The 25,282-nt window shown below is 37.2% G+C and carries 11 protein-coding genes and 1 tRNA gene; 9 read left to right on the forward strand and 3 right to left on the reverse strand.

Features of this window, described 5'->3' with window-relative positions; genetic code table 11:
• The first annotated feature begins 2 nt into the window (after window positions 1-2).
• Both ACEN25_RS01495 and ACEN25_RS01500 read left to right on the forward strand, forming a co-directional pair.
• Complete coding sequence (locus tag ACEN25_RS01495; protein ID WP_441801322.1) at window positions 3-821, forward strand: dolichyl-phosphate beta-glucosyltransferase; 819 nt, start codon at window positions 3-5, stop codon at window positions 819-821.
• A gap of 133 nt (window positions 822-954) precedes the next feature.
• A tRNA-Arg gene (locus tag ACEN25_RS01500) sits at window positions 955-1,028 on the forward strand.
• 78 nt (window positions 1,029-1,106) lie between these two features.
• Here ACEN25_RS01500 and ACEN25_RS01505 read toward each other — a convergent pair.
• The 3 genes from ACEN25_RS01505 to ACEN25_RS01515 form a co-directional block, all read right to left on the reverse strand.
• Window positions 1,107-4,643 carry a VCBS repeat-containing protein gene (locus ACEN25_RS01505; RefSeq protein ID WP_441801323.1) on the reverse strand — a complete coding sequence of 1,179 codons (3,537 nt, stop codon included), beginning with the start codon at window positions 4,641-4,643 and terminating at the stop codon, window positions 1,107-1,109.
• Window positions 4,644-4,740: 97 nt separating this feature from the next.
• Entirely contained in the window at window positions 4,741-6,330 is a 1,590-nt protein-coding gene (locus ACEN25_RS01510; protein WP_441801324.1) for a RagB/SusD family nutrient uptake outer membrane protein, read from the reverse strand.
• A gap of 17 nt (window positions 6,331-6,347) precedes the next feature.
• Window positions 6,348-9,437: a SusC/RagA family TonB-linked outer membrane protein gene (locus tag ACEN25_RS01515; protein WP_441801325.1), complete on the reverse strand. Its 3,090-nt coding sequence runs from the start codon at window positions 9,435-9,437 to the stop codon at window positions 6,348-6,350.
• Window positions 9,438-10,156: 719 nt separating this feature from the next.
• Between ACEN25_RS01515 and ACEN25_RS01520 the strand changes: the two genes are divergently transcribed.
• The 7 genes from ACEN25_RS01520 to ACEN25_RS01550 all read left to right on the forward strand — a co-directional run bounded on the left by ACEN25_RS01520 (window position 10,157) and on the right by ACEN25_RS01550 (window position 25,279).
• A complete protein-coding gene (locus ACEN25_RS01520) occupies window positions 10,157-13,216 on the forward strand; it encodes a SusC/RagA family TonB-linked outer membrane protein (RefSeq protein ID WP_441801326.1) in 3,060 nt (1,019 codons plus the stop codon).
• A gap of 27 nt (window positions 13,217-13,243) precedes the next feature.
• Window positions 13,244-14,851: a RagB/SusD family nutrient uptake outer membrane protein gene (locus ACEN25_RS01525; protein WP_441801327.1), complete on the forward strand. Its 1,608-nt coding sequence runs from the start codon at window positions 13,244-13,246 to the stop codon at window positions 14,849-14,851.
• Window positions 14,852-14,993: 142 nt separating this feature from the next.
• Complete coding sequence (locus ACEN25_RS01530; protein ID WP_441801328.1) at window positions 14,994-17,351, forward strand: GH92 family glycosyl hydrolase; 2,358 nt, start codon at window positions 14,994-14,996, stop codon at window positions 17,349-17,351.
• Window positions 17,341-18,903 (forward strand): glycoside hydrolase family 28 protein, encoded by a 1,563-nt coding sequence (locus tag ACEN25_RS01535; protein WP_441801329.1) that lies wholly within the window; start codon window positions 17,341-17,343, stop codon window positions 18,901-18,903. Before ACEN25_RS01530 ends, ACEN25_RS01535 begins: the two co-directional genes overlap by 11 nt.
• Window positions 18,904-18,926: 23 nt before the next feature.
• Window positions 18,927-21,164 (forward strand): alpha-N-acetylglucosaminidase, encoded by a 2,238-nt coding sequence (locus ACEN25_RS01540; RefSeq protein WP_441801330.1) that lies wholly within the window; start codon window positions 18,927-18,929, stop codon window positions 21,162-21,164.
• Complete coding sequence (locus ACEN25_RS01545) at window positions 21,164-22,309, forward strand: acyltransferase family protein (RefSeq protein WP_441801331.1); 1,146 nt, start codon at window positions 21,164-21,166, stop codon at window positions 22,307-22,309. The genes ACEN25_RS01540 and ACEN25_RS01545 overlap by 1 nt, the downstream gene beginning before the upstream one ends.
• A 6-nt stretch (window positions 22,310-22,315) precedes the next feature.
• Entirely contained in the window at window positions 22,316-25,279 is a 2,964-nt protein-coding gene (locus ACEN25_RS01550) for a glycosyl hydrolase 115 family protein (protein WP_441801332.1), read from the forward strand.
• Window positions 25,280-25,282 lie beyond the last annotated feature (3 nt).

Consider the following 25,282-nt stretch of genomic DNA (forward strand, 5'->3'; position numbering starts at 1 on the left):
CTATGAAAACTGCAATTATAATACCTTGTTACAACGAAGCTAACCGTATCAACAAAGCTGCTTTTGAAAGATTTATCAAAGAATCTGAAAATTACCATTTATGTTTTGTAAATGATGGTAGTAAAGACGAAACTCTTAAAGTTTTAAAGAATATTCAAAGAGTAAATGAAAATAAAGTAACCGTTATTGATATGAAACGTAATTCGGGTAAAGCTGCTGCAGTAAGAGCCGGAGCACGTTATTTATATAACAGAGAAGATATTGATAATGTAGGATTTATTGATGCAGATCTTTCTACAGATTTTGAAGACTTTATCTCATTAGATGACACGCTAAAGCGTAATACTACTTTGAAAATGGTATTTGGATCACGAGCAAAAGACAATGATGGCGATGGTATTCAAAAAGACCCATTGCGCGCCATATTCTCTAAAATTATAAAAATGTGTGTGTTTTTAATTTTAGGTCTTCCTATAGAAGATACACAGTGTGGTGCTAAGGTTTTTAGAAAAGAATTAATTCCGGTAATTTACTCAACCAGCTTTTTAAGCAAATGGTTATTTGATGTAGAAATGTTTATACGTTTAAAAAAATATATGGGTGGAAAAAATGCTGTTATGCAGATTATACAAGAACAAGCATTAAATAGATGGGTACACGTTGATGATTCTAAATTAGGTTTAAAAGATTCTTTAGAAATACCATTACGATTACTAGTGATCTGGTTTAACTACAATGTATTATCTACCGTAGGTAATTTAAGTACTCGTGAAGAAGGAGAGGCGTTTACAGAAATTGCAAATTTCCCAATGGCTGCATAAATTTACATATTAATTACAACCTTAAAAGCCAGATTTCTAGTGATCTGGCTTTTGTTTTTAAAATAATTTTTATTTTTTTTCAACTAATACTTTAACTTTTTAGTTAAAGCATTATATTTGCACCCGCAAAAAGGGTCGCGTAGCTCAGTTGGATAGAGCATCTGCCTTCTAAGCAGACGGTCACAGGTTCGAATCCTGTCGCGATCACTTCTTCAAAGCCTCAGTTTTACTGAGGCTTTTTTTATTTTTAAGATTTGAACTAAAAATTTTAAAACGCTTAATCTTTTAGAGTTTGTTTTCAAACACATTGCTCTTTTCTCCTTTAGAATTCTCAACTTCAATCTTAGCTATCGTTTCATCAATTTTAATTGATCTGGTAGATTGAGATAAATAGGAGGAGCCGTAATAAAACTCGAGAGCCCGCTTCTTTCCATTTTTATATGTAATTAAACCTTTTGCTGCAAATGCGTTTACTTGTAGCGTTTTAAAGGCTTTTGCATTTGAAGGTTCATAGATTGTGAGCGAATCAGAATTTCGACCAAATAGATAGCGTGAACTTTGATTTCCTGCAAGAACAGCAGAACCACGTACCTGTCCCTCTAAATTTAAACCATCTTCATAAATGCCCATTGGCTGAAAGCCTCCTGTGCCGTTTCCGCTTAATATTAGCCCTTTTAAGGCATCGTATCTCCCGGCATCAACACTGGTCCCAAAATCGTTACCACTCACGATTAGATCTAAGATGCTATCGTTATTTACATCATCAACCAGTATGCTGTAGATGGGGCCTAATTGTGCTGCAGTAGGTAAGGAGTGTATTGCAAAGGTGCCGTCTCCATTATTCATTAATACGGAAGAGGCAAATGTAAATGCACGGGCACTGTACGCGCGGCTTTTTTCTTGCGAAGTAAGCACCTCGTTTAAGCTTGCGTTTGCATAACTGGCATAATTGGGGAATTTTTTCTTCATTGCAGGTATCTGCTTGATCAAATCATCTCTAGAGTGCACAAGTACCTGAACACCATTTTTATATGTGGCTAGGATAGGATCTAAGCTTCCGTTGTTATCATAATCTAAAGCATAAACGGTCATTGGCTCTTCTGAAGAAACCTGATATTTTGTATTTAATCCTAGATTTCCTACCACATAATCTATATCGCCGTCATTATCAAAATCACCGGCATTTATAGAGTTCCACCAACCTGAAGTTTTGCTAAGTCCTGTGGTTGCCGTTTTATTCTCAAAAATTCCGTTTTCATTTTTTATAAATTGAATTGCCATAAACTCACCTACAACCACCAGGTCTGTATCTCCATCATTGTCATAATCGCTCCATAAAGCATCGGTTACCATTCCTAATTTAGATAGGGAAGGAGCTAGACTTTTTGTCTTGTCTTTAAAAACACCATTTTCATTTACCAATAAATAACTTTGTCCCGGTAAAGGATATTTAAGTGCGGACAATCTTCCGCCTACAAACAAATCGAGATCACCATCTTTATCAAAGTCAGCTGCGCGTACACACGAACCGCTAGCAGTAATTTGAGGTAATGCGTAGGGATTCAATTTAAAATTACCGAGCCCATCGTTTATATATAAGCGATCTTGAAAAAACTCAGAATCAGGATAAAATTCATTACTCCCTGATGCTATATATAAATCGAGATCACCATCATTATCGGCATCAAAAAGTAAAACACCGGTGTCTTCTTCAAATTTTTCTTTCTCATTTGCTACAAGCGCTGTTTGAGTAAATGTGCCGTTTTTAGAACCTTTAAAAATCTGACCACTTTGATTGTAGGCACCACCTATAAAAAAGTCTTCATAGCCATCATTATTGATATCTCCTACAGCTATGCCAGGACCTTGAAACGAGTGTTTATGCGGTAGTAAAAATTGGCGATTAAAATCGTTATAAAAAGGATCTGTGTGCAGATAATTAACAGAACTTTTTTTGCTTATCTCAACCATAAATTGTTCCGGTTTTGATTTAGCTTTTGGAATATATTCAGCTAAATCATTTTCTGAAAGCTTCAGTAATTGATTTGCTTTAACGTTTTTTAAAATTCCCATCTTCCCGGTAGGCCAGGAAATGATAAGGCTATCTATTTTTTGTGATGTTAGCCCAAAATGTAAAATGGGATCAACAGAAGATTGATACCCACGGGTAACACTTTGCTTTACTTTTTGAATTTTCCCATCTTGAAAAAGAGATATTTCGCTTCCGAAGGCAAAAGTATTTAATGAATCGCCGGTTAAGGAAACACGTAAGTAATTTCCGTTACTTATTTCATTCTCATAGATAAAAGCTTCCGCATTAATATTATTTACAACCAGATCAAGATCACCATCATTATCAAGATCTGCATAAGCAGCACCATTAGATAGCGAAGGTTCACTTAATCCCCACGGGTTAGAAACGTTTTCAAAACGAAGCGAATCTGTATTTTTAAACATGTAATTTGCCAACTTCAGCGCTGGCATCGTTTTAGCTTTATTTTTTAAAATGGAATCTAAAGTTTTTAATGTAGGATTACCAGAAAGGGTGCTGGTGTAGTTAATAAAATCAAGGTCGGTTATATCGCGTAAATAGCCGTTTGTGATGTATAAGTCTTTGAGACCGTCATTGTCAAAATCTGCAAAAAGCGGCGCCCAGCTCCAGCTTGTAGCATCTATACCTACAAGTTGGCCTACTTCAGAAAAACTTTGTTCGTTTGCAGAAGTACCGCCGGTGTTTATTTGCAAATTGTTACGCATATATTGAGGTAAGTAGCCTTCTTGAAGCGTGTATTGAAATAAATCATTATTTAAGGGGCCAGACATTTTTTTCTCCTGAAAATTATCTGGAGGGAGCATATCTGCAGTTACGATATCAACCAGGCCATCATTATTAAAATCTGCGAGGTCATTACCCATACTAAAATGGCTGTTATGTCCCAGAAATGCATGTGCTTTTTCTGTGAAGGTTCCGTCTTGATTATTTAGGTAGAGATAGTCATTTGCTATAAAATCGTTTGTTATAAAAATATCATCCCAGCCGTCATTATTCACGTCTGCAGTACCTATGCCCAGACCCATACCATCGTAGAGAATTCCTGCTTCGAGGGTAACATCTGTAAAGTTGATGTTGCCGGTCTCAACTTCCATATTTTTATAGAACCGGTCATTTGCGAGACCGCTACCGTCTTTTGTTAATGCCTTTACATTATTAGGATCGCGTATCTCGTTACTGTGATTGAGTAAGTACATATCTAGATCCCCATCGTGATCATAATCTAAAAATGCAGCCTGAGTAGAGTAGCTGGTATCGGCTAAACCATAAGTCGCTGCTTGTTCTTTAAATGTGGTATCTCCCTGATTTATATAGAGTAGGTTTGCACGTTTTTCAGGGGTATAATTCCCAGATCTACTTACATAAATATCAAGTAAACCATCGTGGTTAATATCTATCATGGTAACACCGGTAGACCAGCCGGGTTTATTAATCCCCGCGGAAACGGTAATGTCTTTAAACTTGAAGTCACCTAGATTGAGATATAATTTATCATCCACAAAATTGCCTGTAAAATAAATATCGGTTAGACCATCATTATTAATGTCACCTAGCGCAACGCCACCACCATTATAGACATAAAAATAATCGACCATATTAAAATCGGCATTTTCTACAATGGTATTTGTAAAGTCAACTCCTGTTTCTTTTGAAGTGTGTAACTTAAATAAGCTGCTTTTAGTTATGGCTTCATCGGTTTTAGGTGAAGTACACGAAGCAACACTTAATATGAGCAGTATTGATTTAAAGTATGAAGAAAAACGATGCATTAGTTAGATTTAGATGAGAAAATTAAAGATAGAAATAGGTCATTAAAAAACCTGCCATTGCTGGCAGGTTTTCTTACAGAACAATTAAAAAAAATAATTACTGATATAGAGGATTTTGAGTTACGTTAGGATTACCCAAAACTTCATTTAAAGGAAGTGGTAAAACGTAATCTTTAGCTTTTAAGGTACGATCAACATTGTATTGATCAATGAAACTTTGAATATAATCTCCTAAGTAATCCTGAGCACCACCAAAGGTACTTTTACGCTTAAGTTCAGGATAGGTTTCATTTTCCATAGCAAACTCAAGTACACGCTCGTTTACAATTGCATCTCTCAACGCTGCCTGTCCTAAACCTGATAAAAATGGAAGGCCTGCACGCTCACGTACTAAGTTAATTCCGTAGTAAGGATCGCCTGTGCCGCTCTCGTTAGCTGCTTCAGAATGGCCTAAAAGAACATCAGCATATCTCAAATAAACGATGTTTTTCTCATTTGCATAAGGGTTAGTTAGACCTAGTTCTGTGTATTTAGCAGAGAAACCACTAGAGAAAATTAATTCGTCAGGATTATTAGGATCTGCATCTACAGGAACAAGACCACCAGTTACTCCTAAATTATAAGGTGCATCTTTGCTCCATCTTACAACTGGACGCTCACCGGCTGCATTTAAAGCAGGTCTTGTTGAAGGATATTCACTAATAAAAGTACCAGCTATACGCTTATCATTTACATCATAGCGCTCACGAAAAGCTCGTGTGCTATTAAGCCAATGCCAGCCCACACCACCTAAATCATTAGGTAAATCTCTAGGTACAAAGTGTGCATGGTAATTTTGATATTCATTAGGATTTGCACTAGCAGAAACTTGTGCTTCAAAAATACGTTCTCCGCTGTTTTCTGTTGCAACCGCAAAGTTATCTGCGAAGTCTGTAAATAGACTTATACCAGACTCATCAATAATAGTCTGAGCGGTTGTGTAAGCAGGACCCCATTTTTCATCCTGTAAATAAGCCTTAACCAGTAAAGCCATCGCTGCCCATTTAGTTGCTCTTCCTGAATCTTCGCCAGTATAGGATTCTGGTAATATTTCTGCAGCCATCATTAAATCTGATTGGATTAGGTCTAAAGCTAGACGCTTACCATTTTCATTAGATGGTAAATCTTTATCATCAATAGATCTTGAAGTCTTAACAGGAATATCGTCAAAATAACGTACAAGATTGTAGTAGTAAAAAGCTCTTAGAAACAAAGCTTCAGCTTTTACACGATCTATCTTTGCAACATCGGCTACACCAGCTTCTTTAAGCTCATCTGCTTTTTCAATAAGCGTGTTTGCTCTATTGATGTTTTCATAAGAAATTCTCCAGTATCTACCTATGTAGAAATCTGCAGGATCTACGTTTCCGGTTTGGTAGGCTAGTGGGCCTTTTTCATAGCCTACTTGATACCCTACTAAACATTCAAATACAAATCTATTGTAGTAGTGATTTTCCCAGTCTCTACCGGTACCTATACCATCATATACAGCATTAACACCAAGTTCAAGCTGATCTGCTGTTTGAAAAAAGTTTTCCTGAGTTGTAAAATCTGGATTTTCTTCAAGGTCTGTACAGCTAACCATAGCTGTCACCACTACAAAAGCGTAGAGTAATTTTAAAGGTTTAAATTTTGAATTGTTTTTCATAGTTCAGCAATTTTAAATTAAAATTCTAAGTTAATACCCATTGTAAATGTACTTGAGCGTGGGTAAGCATCATAATCATCACCTCTATTTAGGTTGTTTTGACCGCGGTTGTTTACCTCAGGATCAAATCCGCTATAATCAGTAATGGTAAGTAAGTTTTGACCACTTACATAAAAACGTAGTTTGCTTATGTTTTCATTAAAGTTAGGCAGTGTATATCCTAACGATAAGTTTTGTAAACGTATAAAAGAACCGTCTTCAATAAAGTAATCAGAATCTCTGTATGAGTTTGCAAAGTCTCTACTTGCATCAATTACAGGACGTGAAGCATCTGTATTTGTAGGTGTCCAGGAGTCTGTTAAAATTGTACTTAACTGATTGATACGTTGTACACCGTCACCTAATTCTGATGCCTGTAAGTTACGTACGTCAAAACCTTGTGAGCCTCTAAAGAAGATACCTAAATCAAAATTCTTATAATTTAAAGTAGAGTTAAGACCCCAGGTAAAATCTGGATTAGGATCACCTATAATTACGTAATCGTCTGGTGTAATCTCACCATCTCCGTTAGCATCGCGGTATCTTGGGTAACCTGGTTTATCACCAGATCTGGAAGCATTATTAGCGATTTCATCTTCAGATTGAAAAATACCTACATAGTCATAACCTCTCCATACACCAATAGGATTTCCTGCTTCTACCCAGCTACCATCAACACCTAAGTGACCACTTGTAGTTTGAGAGAAAAATGGAGTACTGTCACCAAGACTGGTAAGTTTATTTCTAAGGAATGATATATTACCAGCGATGTTCCATTTAAAATTTTCAGTATTAACCACATAACCATCTAAACCTATTTCAAATCCTTTATTTTCTAAAGAGCCTGAATTTTTTAAGATAGATTCAAAACCTAAACTACTTGGGATAGATACAAATAGCAATAAATCTTCTGTAGTATTGCTGAAGTAATCAAGTGTTAAATTTAATTTATCATTAAAGAATGATGCATCAAGACCTATGTTTCTCATCGTTGTAGATTCCCACTTTAAGTCTGGATTTCCTAATCTTCCGTCTGCAAGACCAAGAGCGTTACCACCATTAAATACGTAATTAAACTCACTAAGGTTTGCAAGAGAGTTATATACAGGAATTTCTGAGTTACCGGTAAGACCTAAACTACCTCTAAGTTTAAACTTGTTCATCACGTTAGCGATGCTAGATTCTTCGTAAAAAGATTCATTTGCAAGATTCCAACCTAATGCTACAGAAGGAAAATTAGCCCATTTATTTTCGCTTCCAAAACGAGAAGAACCGTCACGTCTAAAGGTAAAAGTAAATAAGTATTTACTGTCGTAGTTATAGTTTACACGACCTAAAAGCGATTCTAATAACCATTCTCTTCTACCTGAAAAGGGAGTTAAAACATCTGGACCACCTTGTAAGGTTGCCTGATCAACATTTGATGCAGTAATACCACGGGTTGTTGCCTGCATATATTTGTTAACCTCTTTTTGATAGGTGTAACCTGCAACTGCGTCAATATTATGTTTTTCACCAAATTTCTTAGTATAAGTAAAGATATTCTCATTTAAAATATTACCTACATCACGATTTGCGAGTGTTAATTCACCAGAATTTTCTCTACCTAAACGCGAGTTACCGGAAGGATAGAACGTTGTTCTGGAAACATTTAATATATCTGCTCCTAAGCTCGTTTTAAACTTAAAGGAATCGCTAAGATTAAAAGTAAGACTGGTTGTTCCTAACACACGATTTGTAATGTCACGATCTGTAACAAAGTCTAATTCTTGTAAAGGGTTTATTGCAAAACGACCATCGTATGACGCTAGGGCATATGAACCATCTTCATTGCGTACCGGTACTGTAGGATCTAGTCCTAAAGCAGTAATAATAATACCACCTGGTCCACCACCATCTGTAGGCGCGTTATTTGATATTGCACGGTTATAAGTCCAGCTAGATGAAACATCTATAAAATCATTAAGTGCTTTATTATCAACGTTTATACGTATTCCGTAACGTTTGTAATTGGTTTCTTTAATAATACCATTGTTATCGTGGTAGTTACCGGTAAGTGCAAATCTATTATTTTCACTACCTCCGGAAAATGTTAACTGGTGATTCTGAATGATTCCAGTTCTAGTTACTTCATCAATCCAGTTAGTACCTGCTCCAAAAGAATCTATTTGTTCCTGGGTATAAACCGGGTTACCACCAGCGCTTTGCTCTAAAATATTGATGTATTGAGCAAATTGAGTACCATTTAATACATCTATAGAGTTGCTTATTGTCTGGGTAGAAAAAGACCCGTCGTAGCTAATTTTAGTTTTTCCTGCTTTACCACGTTTTGTTGTAATAAGTACTACACCATTAGAACCTCTAGAACCATAAATTGAAGTTGCAGAAGCGTCTTTAAGTACCTCAATAGATTCAATGTCATTAGGATTAATAGAAGCCATTACGTTTGTAGGCTGCCTGTTACCACCTGCACCATAGGCGCTGTTATCTGGGTAAATAGGGAATCCGTCTATAACATATAAAGGTTCACTACCACTATTAATAGAGTTAGAACCACGTATACGTACAGATACACCACCACCTGGCGCACCAGAACTTTGAGTTACCTGTACACCCGGAGCTCTTGCCTGAATAGCTTGATCTACAGAGGTTACTGGTAATTCTTTAAAAGCATCCCCGTCTATAGTAGAGACAGAGCCGGTAAGGTCACTTTTCTTAACCGTACCATATCCTACTACAATTACCTCATCGAGATCTTCTGATTTTGAAGCTAGAACTAAGTCTATTACGCTTCTTCCTTCTATCGCAATCGTTTGCGTAGCATAACCTAAAGTAGAAAATGTAAGCTGTGTAATACCTGCAGGTACGGTTACTTCATACTTTCCGTCAAAATCTGTAATAGCACCTGCGGTTCCGGCTATAACATTTACCCCGGGTAGGGGTTCTGCATTGTTAGCGTCTGTAACAGTTCCTGTAATTTTTGTCTGTGCCTGCATAAAAGCACCCGAAAAAAGAATTACAGCAATAAGTACAAATCGGTGATGAAAACTTGAGTAGATTTTCTTCATAAGAATTTGATTAATTGATTTAGTAAAAATGTAATACGGAATAAAGGTATAAAATACTTTTAATATTTTTACAAGTATTTTAAAAATTTGCAAAGTATTTTTTTAATCTATTGTAAATAACTTAAAATATAAGCTAATAAGTGTGAATATGACAATTTTTAAATTTTAGTAAAATTTAGGGATAAAAATATTTAATAAGAACTTTTTACAATTCTTAATCAGTCTTTTCAAGACTTCCTCTTAATATACTTATGGCAGAAATTCAATTTTAAATTCGGATTGTAATTCTCAGTTTAATCATATCTGTCAAATTAGGTTTAGCCTATAGTGTTCTTCACTTAATTAAAATCAATTACACGTTCTTTAAAATTTAAGTTATTGATCTCTTATAGTGTACATTCAATGATGAGGACTAAAATTATATTTCTTGATGAAATTCTATGCTGTTTAAATTTACTTAAAGAGTATAGGTAACCCTATAGGTATATAGATGAATACATCAAGAGTAAGGATTTTCTATTCATAAAAAATTATAATTAGCTAAATATTAAAGATATAAGGTTTATTTAATGGATTAGTTTCTAAAATTTACATCGTTGTAGTTTTAAGTGATTCCTCTATGTTTTTGGGTAATATATCCATTTAATGAACAAGCTGTCTGGGTAATTTCATTCTGTGATTTTTTCACAAGAATTTAACTATTAACCAAACAAACAATAATGGAGAAACTTAGACTTTCATTAATAATCCTAACACTTTGTTTTGTATCCAGTTCCTGGGCACAAAAAAATGTATCAGGGGTAGTCACAGATGCTAATAATATGCCCGTACCCGGGGTAAATATTGTAGTAGAAGGAACATCAAACGGAGCAGTTACCGATTTTGATGGAAATTATTCACTTTCGGTTAACGCAAACGATGTATTAGTATTTACTTATGTAGGATATACTACAGCAAAACGCACCTATACTGGTCAGGCTAGCATAAATGTTAAGCTTGAAGAGAATAGTGCAGAACTTGATGAAGTAGTAGTAATTGGTTACGGTACTGTAAAACGTAAAGATTTAACAGGTTCTGTAGTTTCAGTAGGATCTAAAGACATTGAGCAGGCAAATAAAGTAGACGCAATATCTGCTTTGCAAGGTCAGGCGCCGGGTGTTGTTATTCAGCGTACCGATAATAAGCCCGGTGGAGGCGGTTTTAATATTCGTATACGGGGGGCAAGTACGATAAATTCAAACCAGACTGCTTCAAATGGTGGTTTTAATCCCGGGCAAAATCCATTATTTATTGTTGATGGGATTTTCGTTGATGATATTTCGTTCTTAAACCCGGCAGATATTAGTAGAATGGACATCTTGAAAGATGCCTCTGCAACAGCGGTTTATGGTTCTCGTGGTAGTAATGGTGTGGTTTTGATTGAAACCAAACGTGGTAAAACTGGAGAATTAAAAATAGATTATAGCAATTATGTGGGGTATAAGGAGGCTTATAATTTACCAGATATATACGATGGTCCCGGCTATGTAGAATTATTGAGAGACGTTGCATTAGGACAGGTGTTTAAAAGCACAGATGGTGATCTAAATACGCGACGTGGCGATGTAAATATTGCAGATTATTTAGACGAGCAGGAATTGCAAAATATTGCAGATGGGGTTAGTACAGATTGGGTTGATTTACTTTTAGAAAAGGGCTTTCAAACAAATCACACCATAAGTTTAAGTGGTGGTACTGAAAAGACAACCTATTCTGCGGGTCTGGCTTACACGCTTGATAAAGGAAACTTTGCCGGTGAAGATTTTAAACGATATAATATTAGAGGAAGTTTAAACAGTGATTTGAAAGACTGGTTAAATATTAATATAAGTAATTATATAACTACAGCTACTCAAAATATAGGTACACTTGAAGCATTTAGAAGTGCCTATCGTCTTAAGCCTATCGGTAGCCCGTATAATGAAGATGGTAGCCTTCGTTTTACGCCTATAGATAAAGAAACTCAAATAACGAACCCATTATTTGATCTACAGAACATTACACGTGAGCAAAAATTCTTACAGTATATAGGTGATATTGCTTTAAAAGTAGAACCTATTGAAAACTTAACGGTCACGTCAAAATTTTCTCCAAATATAAAATACCAACGTTATGGAGAATACAGAGGTTTATTTACTAAAAGTACAAGTGGTAATCCCGCTAACCGTAGGGCGGTAACTTCAAACTCAAATTATTTCTCCTATGCCTGGGATAACATTTTAAACTACAGTTTAGAGACCGGTGTACACGCCCTAAACTTTACAGGGGTTGTTTCACGTTTTATGGAACGCAGAGAGAATTATGATAATGAGGTACGTAATTTTACTACAGACGCTTTTACGTTCTATAATTTAGGAGCGGGTTTAAGTATTAGAAACCTGGGAAGCGGTTTTTCTAAACAAACATTAGAATCTTATACAGGTAGAGTAAATTATACCCTTGCAGATAAATATTTATTTACTGTAACAGGTAGATACGATGGTTCTTCAATACTTTCAGATAAAAATAAATGGGCATTCTTTCCTTCAGCAGCATTTGCCTGGCAGGTTATTGATGAGGATTTCTTAGCTGATCAGGATGTATTATCGAATGCAAAATTACGTTTAAGTTATGGCCAGACTGGTAACAATGGTCAGGGTGGTGGCTTAGGGCCTCTTGCATCTCAATCTCTTTTAGGATCTGGTGCTACTAATCTAGGAGACTCATCGGTTTCTACAGCATTTTTAACAGGTATTGCAAATGAAAACTTAACCTGGGAACGTACTACAGAAATAAACCTGGGAGTAGACTTCGGATTTTTAAACAATAGAATTTCTGGTTCTGTAGATGTGTATAGAAGAAAAAACACAGATATTATTTTCTTCACTCCATTACCTAATGTAACCGGTTTTGGAGGAACCTATGATAACGTAGGAGAATCTACAAATCAAGGTATCGAAGTTTCTTTAAACACTACCAATATTGATAATGGTAATTTTAGATGGACAACTAATTTCAACTTCGCTTCTAATAAAAATACCCTTGATAAATTATATGGAGATTTAGATGAGATCATTTTTAACGTAAATGGTACAAATCTTATACATAGAGTAGGTGAGCCTATAGGTGCGGTTTATGATTACGAGTATGCTGGTATCTGGCAATTAGATGAGGTTGAAGAAGCTGCAGCATTTAACCAGCGTCCCGGTCAGGTACGTGTTACAGATGTAAATGGTGATGGTCTAATCACTCCAGGTGAAGATCGTAAAGTGATAGGGCAGGTTACTCCAAAATGGACAGGTGGTATCACGAGTACGATGAACTATCAGAATTTTGATTTTTCATTCTTATTAAACTTCAGTCAGGGCAATACCTATAAAAGTGTTTTCCACAGTAACTATGCCTGGGGGTATGATAATGAGCCTTCTCGTTTATTTAATGGTTATAAAACAGATTACTGGACTCCAGAAAATACTACTAATGATTGGTTTCAGCCGGGTAACCCTGGTCAATATAGAGATGCCATTCTATATATGGATGTGTCTTACGTAAAAGTAGGTTATATGACACTGGGATATACCTTACCGGCAAATATGCTTGATAAGATTAAAATTAGAAACTTACGCGTTTATGCAACAGTTCAAAATCCGTTTGTATTTACAAAATATGATGGTTGGGATCCAGAAAGTGCAGGAAGAGATCAGTATGGTGCGGCTTTTATGACCCGTACGTTTATGACCGGGCTCAACCTTACTTTTTAATTACGAAATAATCTAAAATATTATAAAATGAACTATATAAATTATAAACTAATTGTTGGGTTCTTAGCACTGGGAGCACTTAGCTCTAGTTGCGACAGTTATTTAGAAGAAGAGAATAACACATCTATAAGTATTGAGAACGCAAATAATGATCCGGAAACGTTTAATCAATTAGTCGCTTCTGTTTATGAGCGTTCCCGCGAGACCAGTACCTATTACACATCTAATTTGTATTATGCGTTAGAAGATTTAGGTACAGATATCGTTACCCGTGATGCTCCTATAACAGGAACCAGTGATCTTAATGATTATGTTAACTTCAATTCTTTAAATTATGCAATTGATGTGTATTGGGATAATCAATATAGAATCATTGCAGCTTCAAATCTAGCCATAGATAATGCAGACATTATTCAAAATGTGCCAGATGATGTTAAGACTAGAGGTATTGCAGAAGCTAAATTCTTTAGAGCATACGCTTATTTTAGATTGGTTGAAAACTACGGAGGTGTACCATTAGTACTTAATCAAGTAAGTACTTCAAGTACAGAATATGCGCGCAGTTCTGAGGCTGACGTATATGCACAGATTCTTACAGATTTACAAGATGCTCTGGCAGGAATTCCCGAAACCGTAAATACTTACGGTCGTCTAACAAAAGATGCCGTTAGACATTTTACTTCTAAAGTATTACTTACTAAAGGTTATAAATCTTTTGGTTCTGATGCAGATTTTACTCAGGCAGCAGCTTTAGCAGAAACAGTTATCAGCAAACACCAGTTAGTTCCTTCGTTTAGCGATTTAGTAAGCATTACAAACCAGAGAAATTCTGAAGTTGTTTTCTCTTTTCTATTCGGAAGCAATTCAGTTTCTCGAGGATGGGGTAACTCAAGACATATGCTGTACAAATTTAGATTTTTTGATTACAAAGGTTTATCACGATCTGTAAAAGGATTAGGACCTATGCCTACACCGTTTTTCTACAGTTTATTTTCTGAAGAAGATGAGCGAGCTCAGGCAACGTATGCACGCGTGTTATACGCTACCGAAAATGAGGCGCCTATCGCTATTGGTGATACCGCAATATTTTTTCCTAAAACAGTATGGACTCAGGAAGAGATAGATTCTAAAGAATATGCAGTAATCAATCCCGGAACTTATTTTAAAAATGATGGTACCACGCCAGTTCATTACCCAATGTTTAAAAAATTTGACGATCCTAGCGTTCCATTTACGCAACCAGATCAGCCTTCTCAAGGGGAGCGTGATATGGTAGTTATGCGCTCTGGTGAAGCTTATTTATTTGCTGCAGAAGCGTACCTTCAATTAGCAAACACAGGAGATGCAGCGGCCAGACTTAATACTTTACGCTCTAGAGCAGGTATTACAACTCCACTTGTTGCATCAGATGTTACAATAGATCTTATACTTGACGAGCGTGCCCGTGAGTTGGTAGGTGAAGTAAACCGCTGGATGGATCTTAAGCGTACCGGAAGACTTATTGAACGCGTTCTTGCAAACAACCCACACGCTGCTTTAAACAAAGCACTTCAAGAGAAACATTTATTAAGACCTATACCACAATCTGAAATAGATAATACAGGTGGTTTAATCACTCAAAATCCAGGATACTAATCATAAAATTAATTTGCCGAAAATTGTGTGTATCTAAATAGATTGCAGGCAAGCAATTGCCTGCATCTATTTTTTATACCCAGGTCAATATGGTTCGTTTTGAGCTATATTGCTGCAAAATGACGTTTCAGCCCTAATCAATATGAGCGTGAAAAAAATTAAACTTCACCAAGCATTACTTCTCGTATTAGTAACCCTAATACTGGCTTGTAAAGCAGAAGAACACAAAGTCACAACTTCAGAAGAACTCGTAGATAAGGTATACCCACTATTAGATACCGAAAATTCGAGATGGTTTTTCTTTTCCTCAGCAAGCAGACCTTTTGGTATGGTAAATCTTAGTCCAGATACCCAAACTAATGGGGCGTGGGGTAGCGGTTATCGATATAAGACAGATACGATTAAAAGCTTTAGTCACGTACACGCGTGGCAAATGGCAGGTCTTTCGGTAATGCCTGTAAGTTTAGATTCAATATCTCAAAAAACAATTTTCACAGATTTTTATTCCAAATTTGATCACGATAAAGAAGTAATTCATCCCGGTTACCATAAGTTAGTGTTAGAGCGTTATGGTATTAATGCTCAGTTAACCAGTACAAAACGGGTAGGTTTTCATAATTATACGTTTAAAAAAGATCAGGAACGGGCAATCTTATTCAACCTCAATACCCTGTTAGGACCTTGTGAAAATAGATTGGGTGTGCTTGAACTAAATGGCAAACAGGAGCTTTCAGGAAGCTTTATAATGACACCAACTACACGCAGACCAAAACCACTTACTACGTATTTTAAAATAAAATTAAACACCCCGGTTACTTCTCTAATTAAAGATGAAGAAACAGGAAATTTCCTCATAAAATTAGATCATACTTCAGATGAAGTTTTAATGAAGGTAGGGATCTCATACACCTCCCTGGCAAATGCCGAAAATAATATACAGCAAGAATTGCCCCATTGGGATTTTGATCAGGTGGTTTCAGAATCAAGAACAGCGTGGAATGCAATGCTGGGAAGAATAGAAATTGAAGGTGGAAGTGAAAAACAACAGAAACGTTTTTATACAGATTTATGGCACGCACTTCAGGGGAGACGTACTATAAGCGATTTTAATGGTAATTATCCTGATAATACAGGAACAGAGTTTAGAATAGGACAGTTGCCCCTTGATGATGCAGGAAAACCCTTGTTTAATCATTATAATTCAGATTCCTTTTGGGGTGCACAATGGACGATAAATACACTTTGGGGACTTGTTTACCCAGAGATAATGGATGAGTTTACTTCTTCTTTATTACAATATTATAAAGATGGCGGCTACATTCCGCGGGGTCCTTCAGGAGGAAATTACACCTATGTAATGACCGGAGCATCGTCTACACCCTTTATTGTAAGTGCGATTCAAAAGGGCATTGTTACAGAAAATCTTGATACTTTTTATGCAGCGCTTAAAAAAAATCATATGCCCGGTGGTGCGATGAGCAAAGCAGGTTATGAACATTACACAAATAAAGGTGGTGGTTTAGAATATTATATAGAAAATGGTTTTGTACCGCATCCACTTCCGGTGCCGGAAGATGAGTACGGGATACACAAAGATGGTTCTAGTCAGACCTTAGAATACGCATACCAGGATTATACACTGGCACAGTTAGCTGAAAAGTTAAATAAGAAAGATGAATTCAATTATTTTCTAAGTAGATCAAAAAATTACAAAAACGTTTTTGATACAAAAACCGGCTGGATGTCTGCGAGAAGTGTAGACTTAAGTTTTAATAAAGATTTTGATCCATATCAATATGAGCACGGTTTTGTTGAGGCCAATGCTGCACAGGCAACCTGGTTTGTACCCCACGATTTACCAGAACTAGCCCAGCTTATGGGAGGTGATAAATTAGCTATTGCAAAACTCGAATCCCAATTTGAACAAGCCGAAAAAATGGGCTTTACCTCAGGAACTTCTCACGATGCAGAACTGCATCCGGAATACAGTAGAATTCCTATAAATTATGGTAATCAACCTTCTATACAAACCGCATTTGTATTTAATAAGTTGGGTGCTCCACAGCGTTCACAGTATTGGTCACGTAAAGTGGTAGATCGTGTATTTTCAGATTTATCGCCAAGTAGGGGATATAACGGGGACGAAGATCAAGGGCTTATGGGGAGTCTTGCGGTATTGATGAAAACGGGATTGTTTCAAATGAATGGCGGTACCGAGGCTGATCCTGAATATCAATTAGGAAGCCCACTATTTAATAAAATTACCATACATCTCAATCCCGATTACTATAGTGGGAAAACGTTTATTATAGACGCTCAGAATAATTCGGAGACCAACGTTTTTATAAACAAAGCAGATTTTAATGATAAACCCCTACAGGATTTAAACTTAAAACACAGCGATATTACAGCAGGAGGTGTTTTAAAATTGCAAATGAGCAGCGAAGCACATAAACCATTAGAAACCTTAGCAGTAAAAGCAAAAAGTGATGAAAATTAAAAATAAACTTGTAGGTGTATTACTAATTTTTCAGGCAATTATTTTTGCTCAGGATACAGCTACGCGGGAGTTTTCTATTTTAGATTTTGGGGCCGTTGCAGATGGTAAAACCCTCAATACAGCCCCCATTCAGGCAGCGATTGATAAGGCTTTTGAACAAAATGGAGGCACGGTTGTTTTTCCTAAAGGAACGTTCTTAACCGGAAGTCTGGTTCTTAAAAGTAATGTGCATATAGAAATTGAAGAAGGTGGGGTTTTATTAGGAAGTACATCGCCACAGGATTATAAAAAACTTGATATGCCGGGAAGGCCGGTATCTCCTAAAAAGGATGATAACTCACAACTGGCTTTACTTTTAGCGTATAAAGCGAAAAATATAAAAATAACAGGTAAAGGTAAAGTTGATGGTCAGGGATTAAAACTAGCTCTAGCGATAGATAGTTTACACCACGCAGGAATTGATATTGATACCCAATACAATTACAGGCGTAATCGTCCTAACGAAACCAAACGTCCCAAATTAATTCGGTTTTCACAATGTGAAGAAGTAAGCATTACCGATTTGTCTCTGGGTGCAGCAGCTTGCTGGGGGCTTTCGTTTGAGTTGACCGAAAATTTGATTTTAGACAATCTTAAAATAGTAAACCGCGCTTATTGGAATAATGACGGAATTGATATCACAGATTGCAAAAATGTGAGCATTATCAATTGTGATTTAAATACCGCCGATGACGGGATCTGTTTAAAATCGTATTACCCTGATTACGCAAATGATGGAATTTTAATTAAAAATTGTACCATACGATCGAGCGCCAGTGCTATAAAATTTGGCTCTGCTTCTTATGGAGGTTTTAAAAATGTAACCATAGACAGCATACAGGTTTATGACACCTTCCGCTCTGCCATTGCTTTAGAATCGGTAGATGGTGCAGCAATTGAGAATATCCAGATATCTAATATAACCGCTAAAAACACAGGCAACGCGCTGTTTATACGATTAGGTAATCGTTCTGGTGAGCAACCGGGTTCGGTTAAGAATGTGAGTATAAAAAATATGCTTGTTGAGGTCCCTTTTGGCAGACCTGATATGGACTATGATTTACGTGGACCCGAAGTTGATTTTTTTCACAATCCTTTTCCTGCGTCTATTGTAGGTCTTGAAGATGCTGTAATTGAAAATGTAAAGCTTGAGAATATCACTGTTCTCTATCCCGGTAATGCAACAAAAGGAATGGGGTATATTCCGTTGAGTAGGCTTGAGGCAGTTCCCGAAGAACGCGCAGGTTATCCTGAGTTTTCGATGTTCGGTGAATTGCCTGCCTGGGGGTTGTATGTGCGTCACGCAAAAAACCTGAAACTTAAGAATATCAATTTCGCTTTAGCTAAAACAGATTTTAGACCGGCTTTTGTATTTGATGATGTAAGTCAATTACAATTAGAAAATATAATGTTACCATATAACCTCACACATCAGATTGCATTAAAAAATGTTAAACCTAAGCCCGAAGCAACCGATTGTATTAAAAAACATTTTGATCTTATAGAACAGTAATACCGCAACCTAAAATTGAACATATGCGACTTCTTAATACATATGCCGGTTATCTTGTATTCTTGCTTATATGCAGTTGTACTTCTCAGCAAACTAAAGAGCATACAGAATCTGTAGATACTCCGGAATATGCGTTATTAAAACGCACCTTACCCAACCACGCAGATCAATTTGTAATAGAATTAGACAGTACTGTTCAAGAAGATTGGTTTGAGATTGACTCGCATAATGATAAAATACGCTTAAGCGGAAACAACGGTGTTTCGGTAGCTTCGGCATTATATTATTACATAAAAAATGTAGTTCACGGGCAAATCACCTGGAATGGAACCAATCTTAATTTTCCTGAAAAACTTCCGCTGCTAAGCGAAAAAATAATCAAAAAAACACCTTACGAATACCGGTATTATTTAAACTACTGCACCTTTAATTATACGATGAGTTGGTGGGATTGGGAACGCTGGGAAAAAGAGTTAGACTGGATGGCGTTACACGGTATAAATATGCCGCTTGCCATTACCGGTGAAGAGTTTATCTGGGATAACGTATATAAATCCTATGGTTTTACAGAAGAAGATCTGAGTGGCTTTTTTAGTGGTCCGTCGTATTTCTCCTGGTTCTGGATGGGAAATTTGGACGGCTGGGGTGGTCCTTTACCACAAAGCTGGAAAGAGAGCCACCGCGATCTTCAAATTAAGATTCTTAATCGGGCACGCGAGTTGGGGATGACTCCGGTTTTACCGGCATTTACAGGGCACGTTCCGGCATCATTTAAGCGTATTTTTCCTAATGCAAAACTGAAGCAAACCAATTGGGGTAATGATTTTGAGGACACCTATATTCTCGATTGCGACGATCCGCTTTTTGCTGAAATCGGTAAACGCTTTCTGGAAGAACAAACTAAAATTTATGGTACAGACCATCTGTATTCTGCAGATACCTTTAATGAAAATACACCACCTTCTAACGATCCTGAGTATTTATCAAACCTGAGTAAACAAGTGTATGAGGGGATGCGTTCTGCAGATGAAGAAGCGGTGTGGGTGATGCAGGGCTGGTTGTTTTACAGTCATCGTGATTTTTGGGAAGCTCCGCAAATAAAAGGGCTGCTTGATGCGGTACCTGATGATAACATGATTATTCTCGATTTGGCTACGGAAATTGAACCGGTGTGGAAACGTACCGAAGCATTTTATGGTAAAAAATGGATTTGGAATATGCTGCATAATTTTGGAGGAAACATTAGTATGTTTGGGCGTATTGAAACTGTGGCAACACAACCTGCTGCTGCTTTACAAGATAGTACTTCAGGTAAATTGAAAGGCATTGGTCTTACAATGGAAGCCATAGAGCAAAATCCAGTATTATATGAGTTAATGACCGATAATACCTGGAACAACGAGCCCATTGAACTTAATAACTGGCTGAAAAGTTACAATCTTAACCGTTATGGGGCTGTAAATTTTAAATTGCTTGAAGCCTGGGATATTTTGGTGCAAACGGTTTACAATGGACAAACCATACGCGATGGCGCCGAATCGATTATTGTAGCGCGCCCCACTTTTGAAGGCTATCGCAGATGGGCACGGACAAAGCTCAATTATCCCGCAGAAGATTTACTACCTGCCTGGGATTTATTTGTTGAGGTTTCTTCAGAGTTTGAACATTCTGACGGCTTTAAATATGATGTAGTTGATGTGACGCGGCAGGTACTGGCAAATTATGCGTTGCCGTTGCAGCAGCAAATTTCATACGCCTATAATAATGGAAATCAGGAAGCTTTTAAAATGTATTCCACCGAATTTATAGAACTTATAGAAGATTTAGACCGACTATTAGCCACCCGAAAAGATTTTTTATTAGGTCCATGGATTGCAGATGCGAGAGGTTGGGGAACAACACCAGATGAAAAAGCACTTTATGAGCAAAATGCACGCGATTTAATTACACTTTGGGGAGGAGCAGATAACAGACTTCACGAATACAGTAATCGACAGTGGAGTGGCTTAATGAACGATTTTTACAAACCTCGTTGGGAGCAATTTTTCGCCGAAGTGCAAAACAACTGGAGCGATTTTGATCAAAACCAGTTTGATGAAGCCATTAAAACCTGGGAATGGAATTGGGTAACAACCGAAAAGTCTTTTCCTGTTGAGGCCAGCGGAAATGCAATAGAAGTTGCAAAAGAATTGCACGATAAATACCGCAGTAAAATAGAGCCGTTAATCGCAAAGATGAAACCTATAATTTACGATTATTAATGGCTATAGCATCTGCACTTAAACAATCAAAACGTTTTTTATCTCTTGATGTATTTAGGGGATTAACCATCTGTTTAATGATTGTAGTAAACACTCCGGGATCTGGCGCAAAATTTTACACTGCGTTTACCCACGCATCCTGGTTCGGGTTTACCTTAGCAGATTTGGTTTTTCCGTCGTTTCTGTTTGCTATGGGTAATGCAATGAGTTTCTCGATGCCCAGATTTAAAAATGGTACTTCTGCAGCATTTTGGAAAAAGATTATTAAGCGCTCCCTTATTATTTTTTTAATAGGATATCTAATGTACTGGTTTCCATTTTTTGAGTACGGTACAGATGGTGCATTACAGTTAAAACCTATCTCAGAAACCCGAATTATGGGGGTGTTGCAGCGTATTGCTTTATGCTATTTTTTTACGGCTATTCTGGTTCACTATTTTAAAACAAAATGGATTCTTATAATCTCTGGTGGAATATTAATGGTATACTGGGCATTGCTTTATTTGTTGGGAACTAACGGACACGAATTAGAGATGGCAACAAATGGAATTACCTGGCTTGATCAGACTATTTTTGGCGAAAGCCATATGTATAAAAAAGACCGTATTTCATTTGACCCCGAAGGACTTTTAAGTACACTACCTGCAATAGTTAATGTGGTAGCAGGTTACCTTGCCGGTGCATTTATTATAAAATCTGGTAAAAGTTATAAAACCATTGCACAACTTTTAATCGCCGGTGTTGTGCTTTATGCAGTGGCTTTGATTTGGGAGGTGAATTTTCCGCTAAGTAAAAAATTATGGACCAGCTCTTTTGTACTTTATACAGTAGGGATAGACCTGTGCATCATTGCGTTATTAATTTTCAGTATTGAATTAAAGCAACTCAAATCTGGAACGTATTTCTTTACAGTTTTCGGTAAAAATCCGTTGTTTATTTACCTGTTTTCAGAGTTGTTTTATGTGATTTTAGTACTGATAAAAACTCCGTCGGGACTGTCGGTTTTTGATTGGGTAAGTCAGGAATTTTTTCAAAAATTAGCTTCGGGTAGTTTTGGAGCACTACTTACCGCATTAGTATTTATGCTGCTTTGCTGGTTGTTAGGATATATCTTAGATAAGAAATCAATCTACATTAAAATTTAAGTGTTTATGAAGAGTTCACCTCAAATCTATTTGTTCTTTGCAATCCTCTTTACTTTAGGTGGGATTACAAATAGCACTGCGCAGACATCATTTAAGTTGGTAGATTCTAAAGAAAACACCAGTGTAATTATTGATGAAAGCGAACCAAAAGTGGTTCATATTGCTGCTGAAATGCTTAACGATGACGTGTTCAAAATCACCGGAAAGCAATTAGGAACAACAACAACAACAAATACCACGTCAACGGCTATACTTGCAGGAACTTTAGGTACGAGTTCTTTTATAAATGATCTGGTAGCTGCAAAAAAAATCGATACTACACAGCTGAGTGGTAAATGGGAAACTTATTCAATTCAATTAATAGAAAATCCTACTGAAAATATTAAACAGGCTTTAGTAATTGTAGGATCAGACCGTCGTGCCACAGCATACGGTTTATTAGAAATCTCAAGGCGTATAGGCGTTTCTCCGTGGGAATGGTGGGCAGATGTTACTCCCGATAAAAAAGAACAACTAAGCTTAACTATAACGCCTCAAGTATATGGTGAACCTTCGGTAAAATATAGAGGGATATTTTTAAACGATGAAGATTGGGGCTTGCAGCGCTGGGCCGCTTTAAATTTTGAGCCAAAAACGGGTGATATCGGTCCTAAAACCTATGCTAAAGTTTTTGAATTATTATTGCGTTTACGGGCAAATACCATTTGGCCGGCTATGCATACCTGTACCAAGGCTTTTTACCATTATCCCGAAAATAAAGTAGTCGCAGATGATTATGCGATAGTCGTTGGGAGTTCGCACGCAGAACCCATGTTATGCAATATAAATGCTGAATGGAATCACGATACGATGGGTGATTACCGCTATGATACCAATGCAGGAGAAATCAAAAAATTGTTTAAAAAGCGAGCCAAAGAGACTGCAGATTACGAAGGTATTTATACTTTAGGAATGCGTGGTGAGCACGATTCGCCAATGATTGTGGGAGATGATGACACGCCTTCTCAGGTAAAGTTATTAGAGCAGGTAATTACCGATCAACGGGAAATTTTAAAAGAAACCAAGCAGGATTTAGCTCAAGTTCCGCAGGCCTTTGTGCCTTATAAAGAGGTGCTGCATTACTATCAAAACGGTTTAAAATTGCCCGAAGATGTAACTCTGGTTTGGACCGATGACAACTACGGGTACTTACGCCAATTGAGCAATCCGGAAGAACAAAAACGCAGCGGTGGGGCGGGTATTTATTACCACACTTCATACTGGGGAAGACCGCACGATTACCTGTGGTTAAACTCAACGCACCCGGTTTTAATGTGGGAAGAACTTTCAAAAGCCTATAGCTTCAAGGCAGAAGATATCTGGATTTTAAACGCCGGAGATATCAAACCCCACGAATACAATACTGAGTTGTTTATGGATATGGCCTGGGATATGTCAAAATTTGAAACAAGCGCAGCAGTTGCAAAGCATCAATTCGATTGGGCAGCACGTGAATTTGGTACAACAAATGCTACCCAAATAGATGCTCTTTTAGACAGCTTTTACCAGTTGGCTTTACAACGCAGACCCGAATTTATGGCGTGGAGTGCCGTAGAGCCGGTTACAAAAAGTGGTGAGACGCAGTTAACACAAATACATTATGGCGATGAAGTAAGCAAACGTATTGATGCCTATCAAACTTTAATAGCAGAAGTGGAAGCATTAAAACCAACTATTTCAGCAAATCGAAAAGATGCATTTTTTGAATTGGTTTACTATCCGGTAATGGGAGCAGCACAGCTTAATCAGATGTGGTTATATGCGTATAAAAATAAACACGTGGCAACTCAAGGCCGAGCCAGTGCAGCGGTATATGCACAAAAATCTGCTGAATCGTATGATGCAATAGAGCGACTTACCCGCTATTTTAATGATACGATACAAGACGGCAAATGGCAGCATATTATGAATAAAGCACCGCGTAATTTACCCGTATTTTCAAAACCTGTAGTCTCGCTTGTAAACTCTCAAGAACCTGGTGTAGGTCTCTCTTTAGAAGGCTATAAAATGGAATATAACAACGAAACGACCAATTCATTTGCAGATGTTTTACCGGTATTTAATGCTTATACAAAAAGCAGATATTATATAGATGTATTTTTAAAAGGAAGCGAACCGCAAACCTGGTCTGCTACACCTGCAGAATCGTGGATAGAGCTCTCTACAACTTCGGGTAAACTCTCTTTAGAAAATCCGGAGGAGCGTGTTTGGGTTACCATAAATTGGAATCAGGTTCCGCAGGGAACCAATAAAAAAGAAGCACCGTTAGGCCACGATCATCAATTGATACCGCCCAGTTATAAAGTGAATTCTAAGATAGATTTTAAAACCGGAACTTCAGAAAAAACAGTTGGGGTTTCGGTGTTCAATCCGCAGTTTGAGGCGTTGAAAAATTTTAACGGTTTTGTTGAGGATAAAGGTTTTGTGGTGATTAATGCTGAAAATCCTTCCGCAGTACAAAAAGGAAAAGAAGCATCTTGGAAAGTCATAAACCGACTCGGTTACAGCAATAGCGTAATGCGCGCAGAACCATTTACCGCAGCCTCAGAAACGACACCAGAAGCACTACTGAAAAACGCTCCTGTGCTGGAATATGATTTTTATACGTTTAATTTTGGGACCGTTGATGTTAAGGTAAGCGCATTACCTACACATGCTGTTTATCCCGGAAAAGGGGTGCGTTGCGCAGTATCGATTGATGGTGCGACACCGCAAATAATAGACTTTCAGACTGAAGGCCGCAGCGTGTCCTGGAAAGAAAACGTACTCAAAAACCGAAGCGTACAAAGCGCCTCTCAAATTGTAAATAAACCGGGTAAACATTCGCTAAAAGTTTATATGGTAGATCCCGGTGTAATGCTTGATCAAATTGTGATAGATTTGGGTGGACTAAAGGATGCCTATGCATTTCCCGAAGAGACTAAAAACTAATTT

This window comes from Leeuwenhoekiella sp. W20_SRS_FM14 (genome assembly GCF_052119605.1).
GTDB lineage: Bacteria > Bacteroidota > Bacteroidia > Flavobacteriales > Flavobacteriaceae > Leeuwenhoekiella.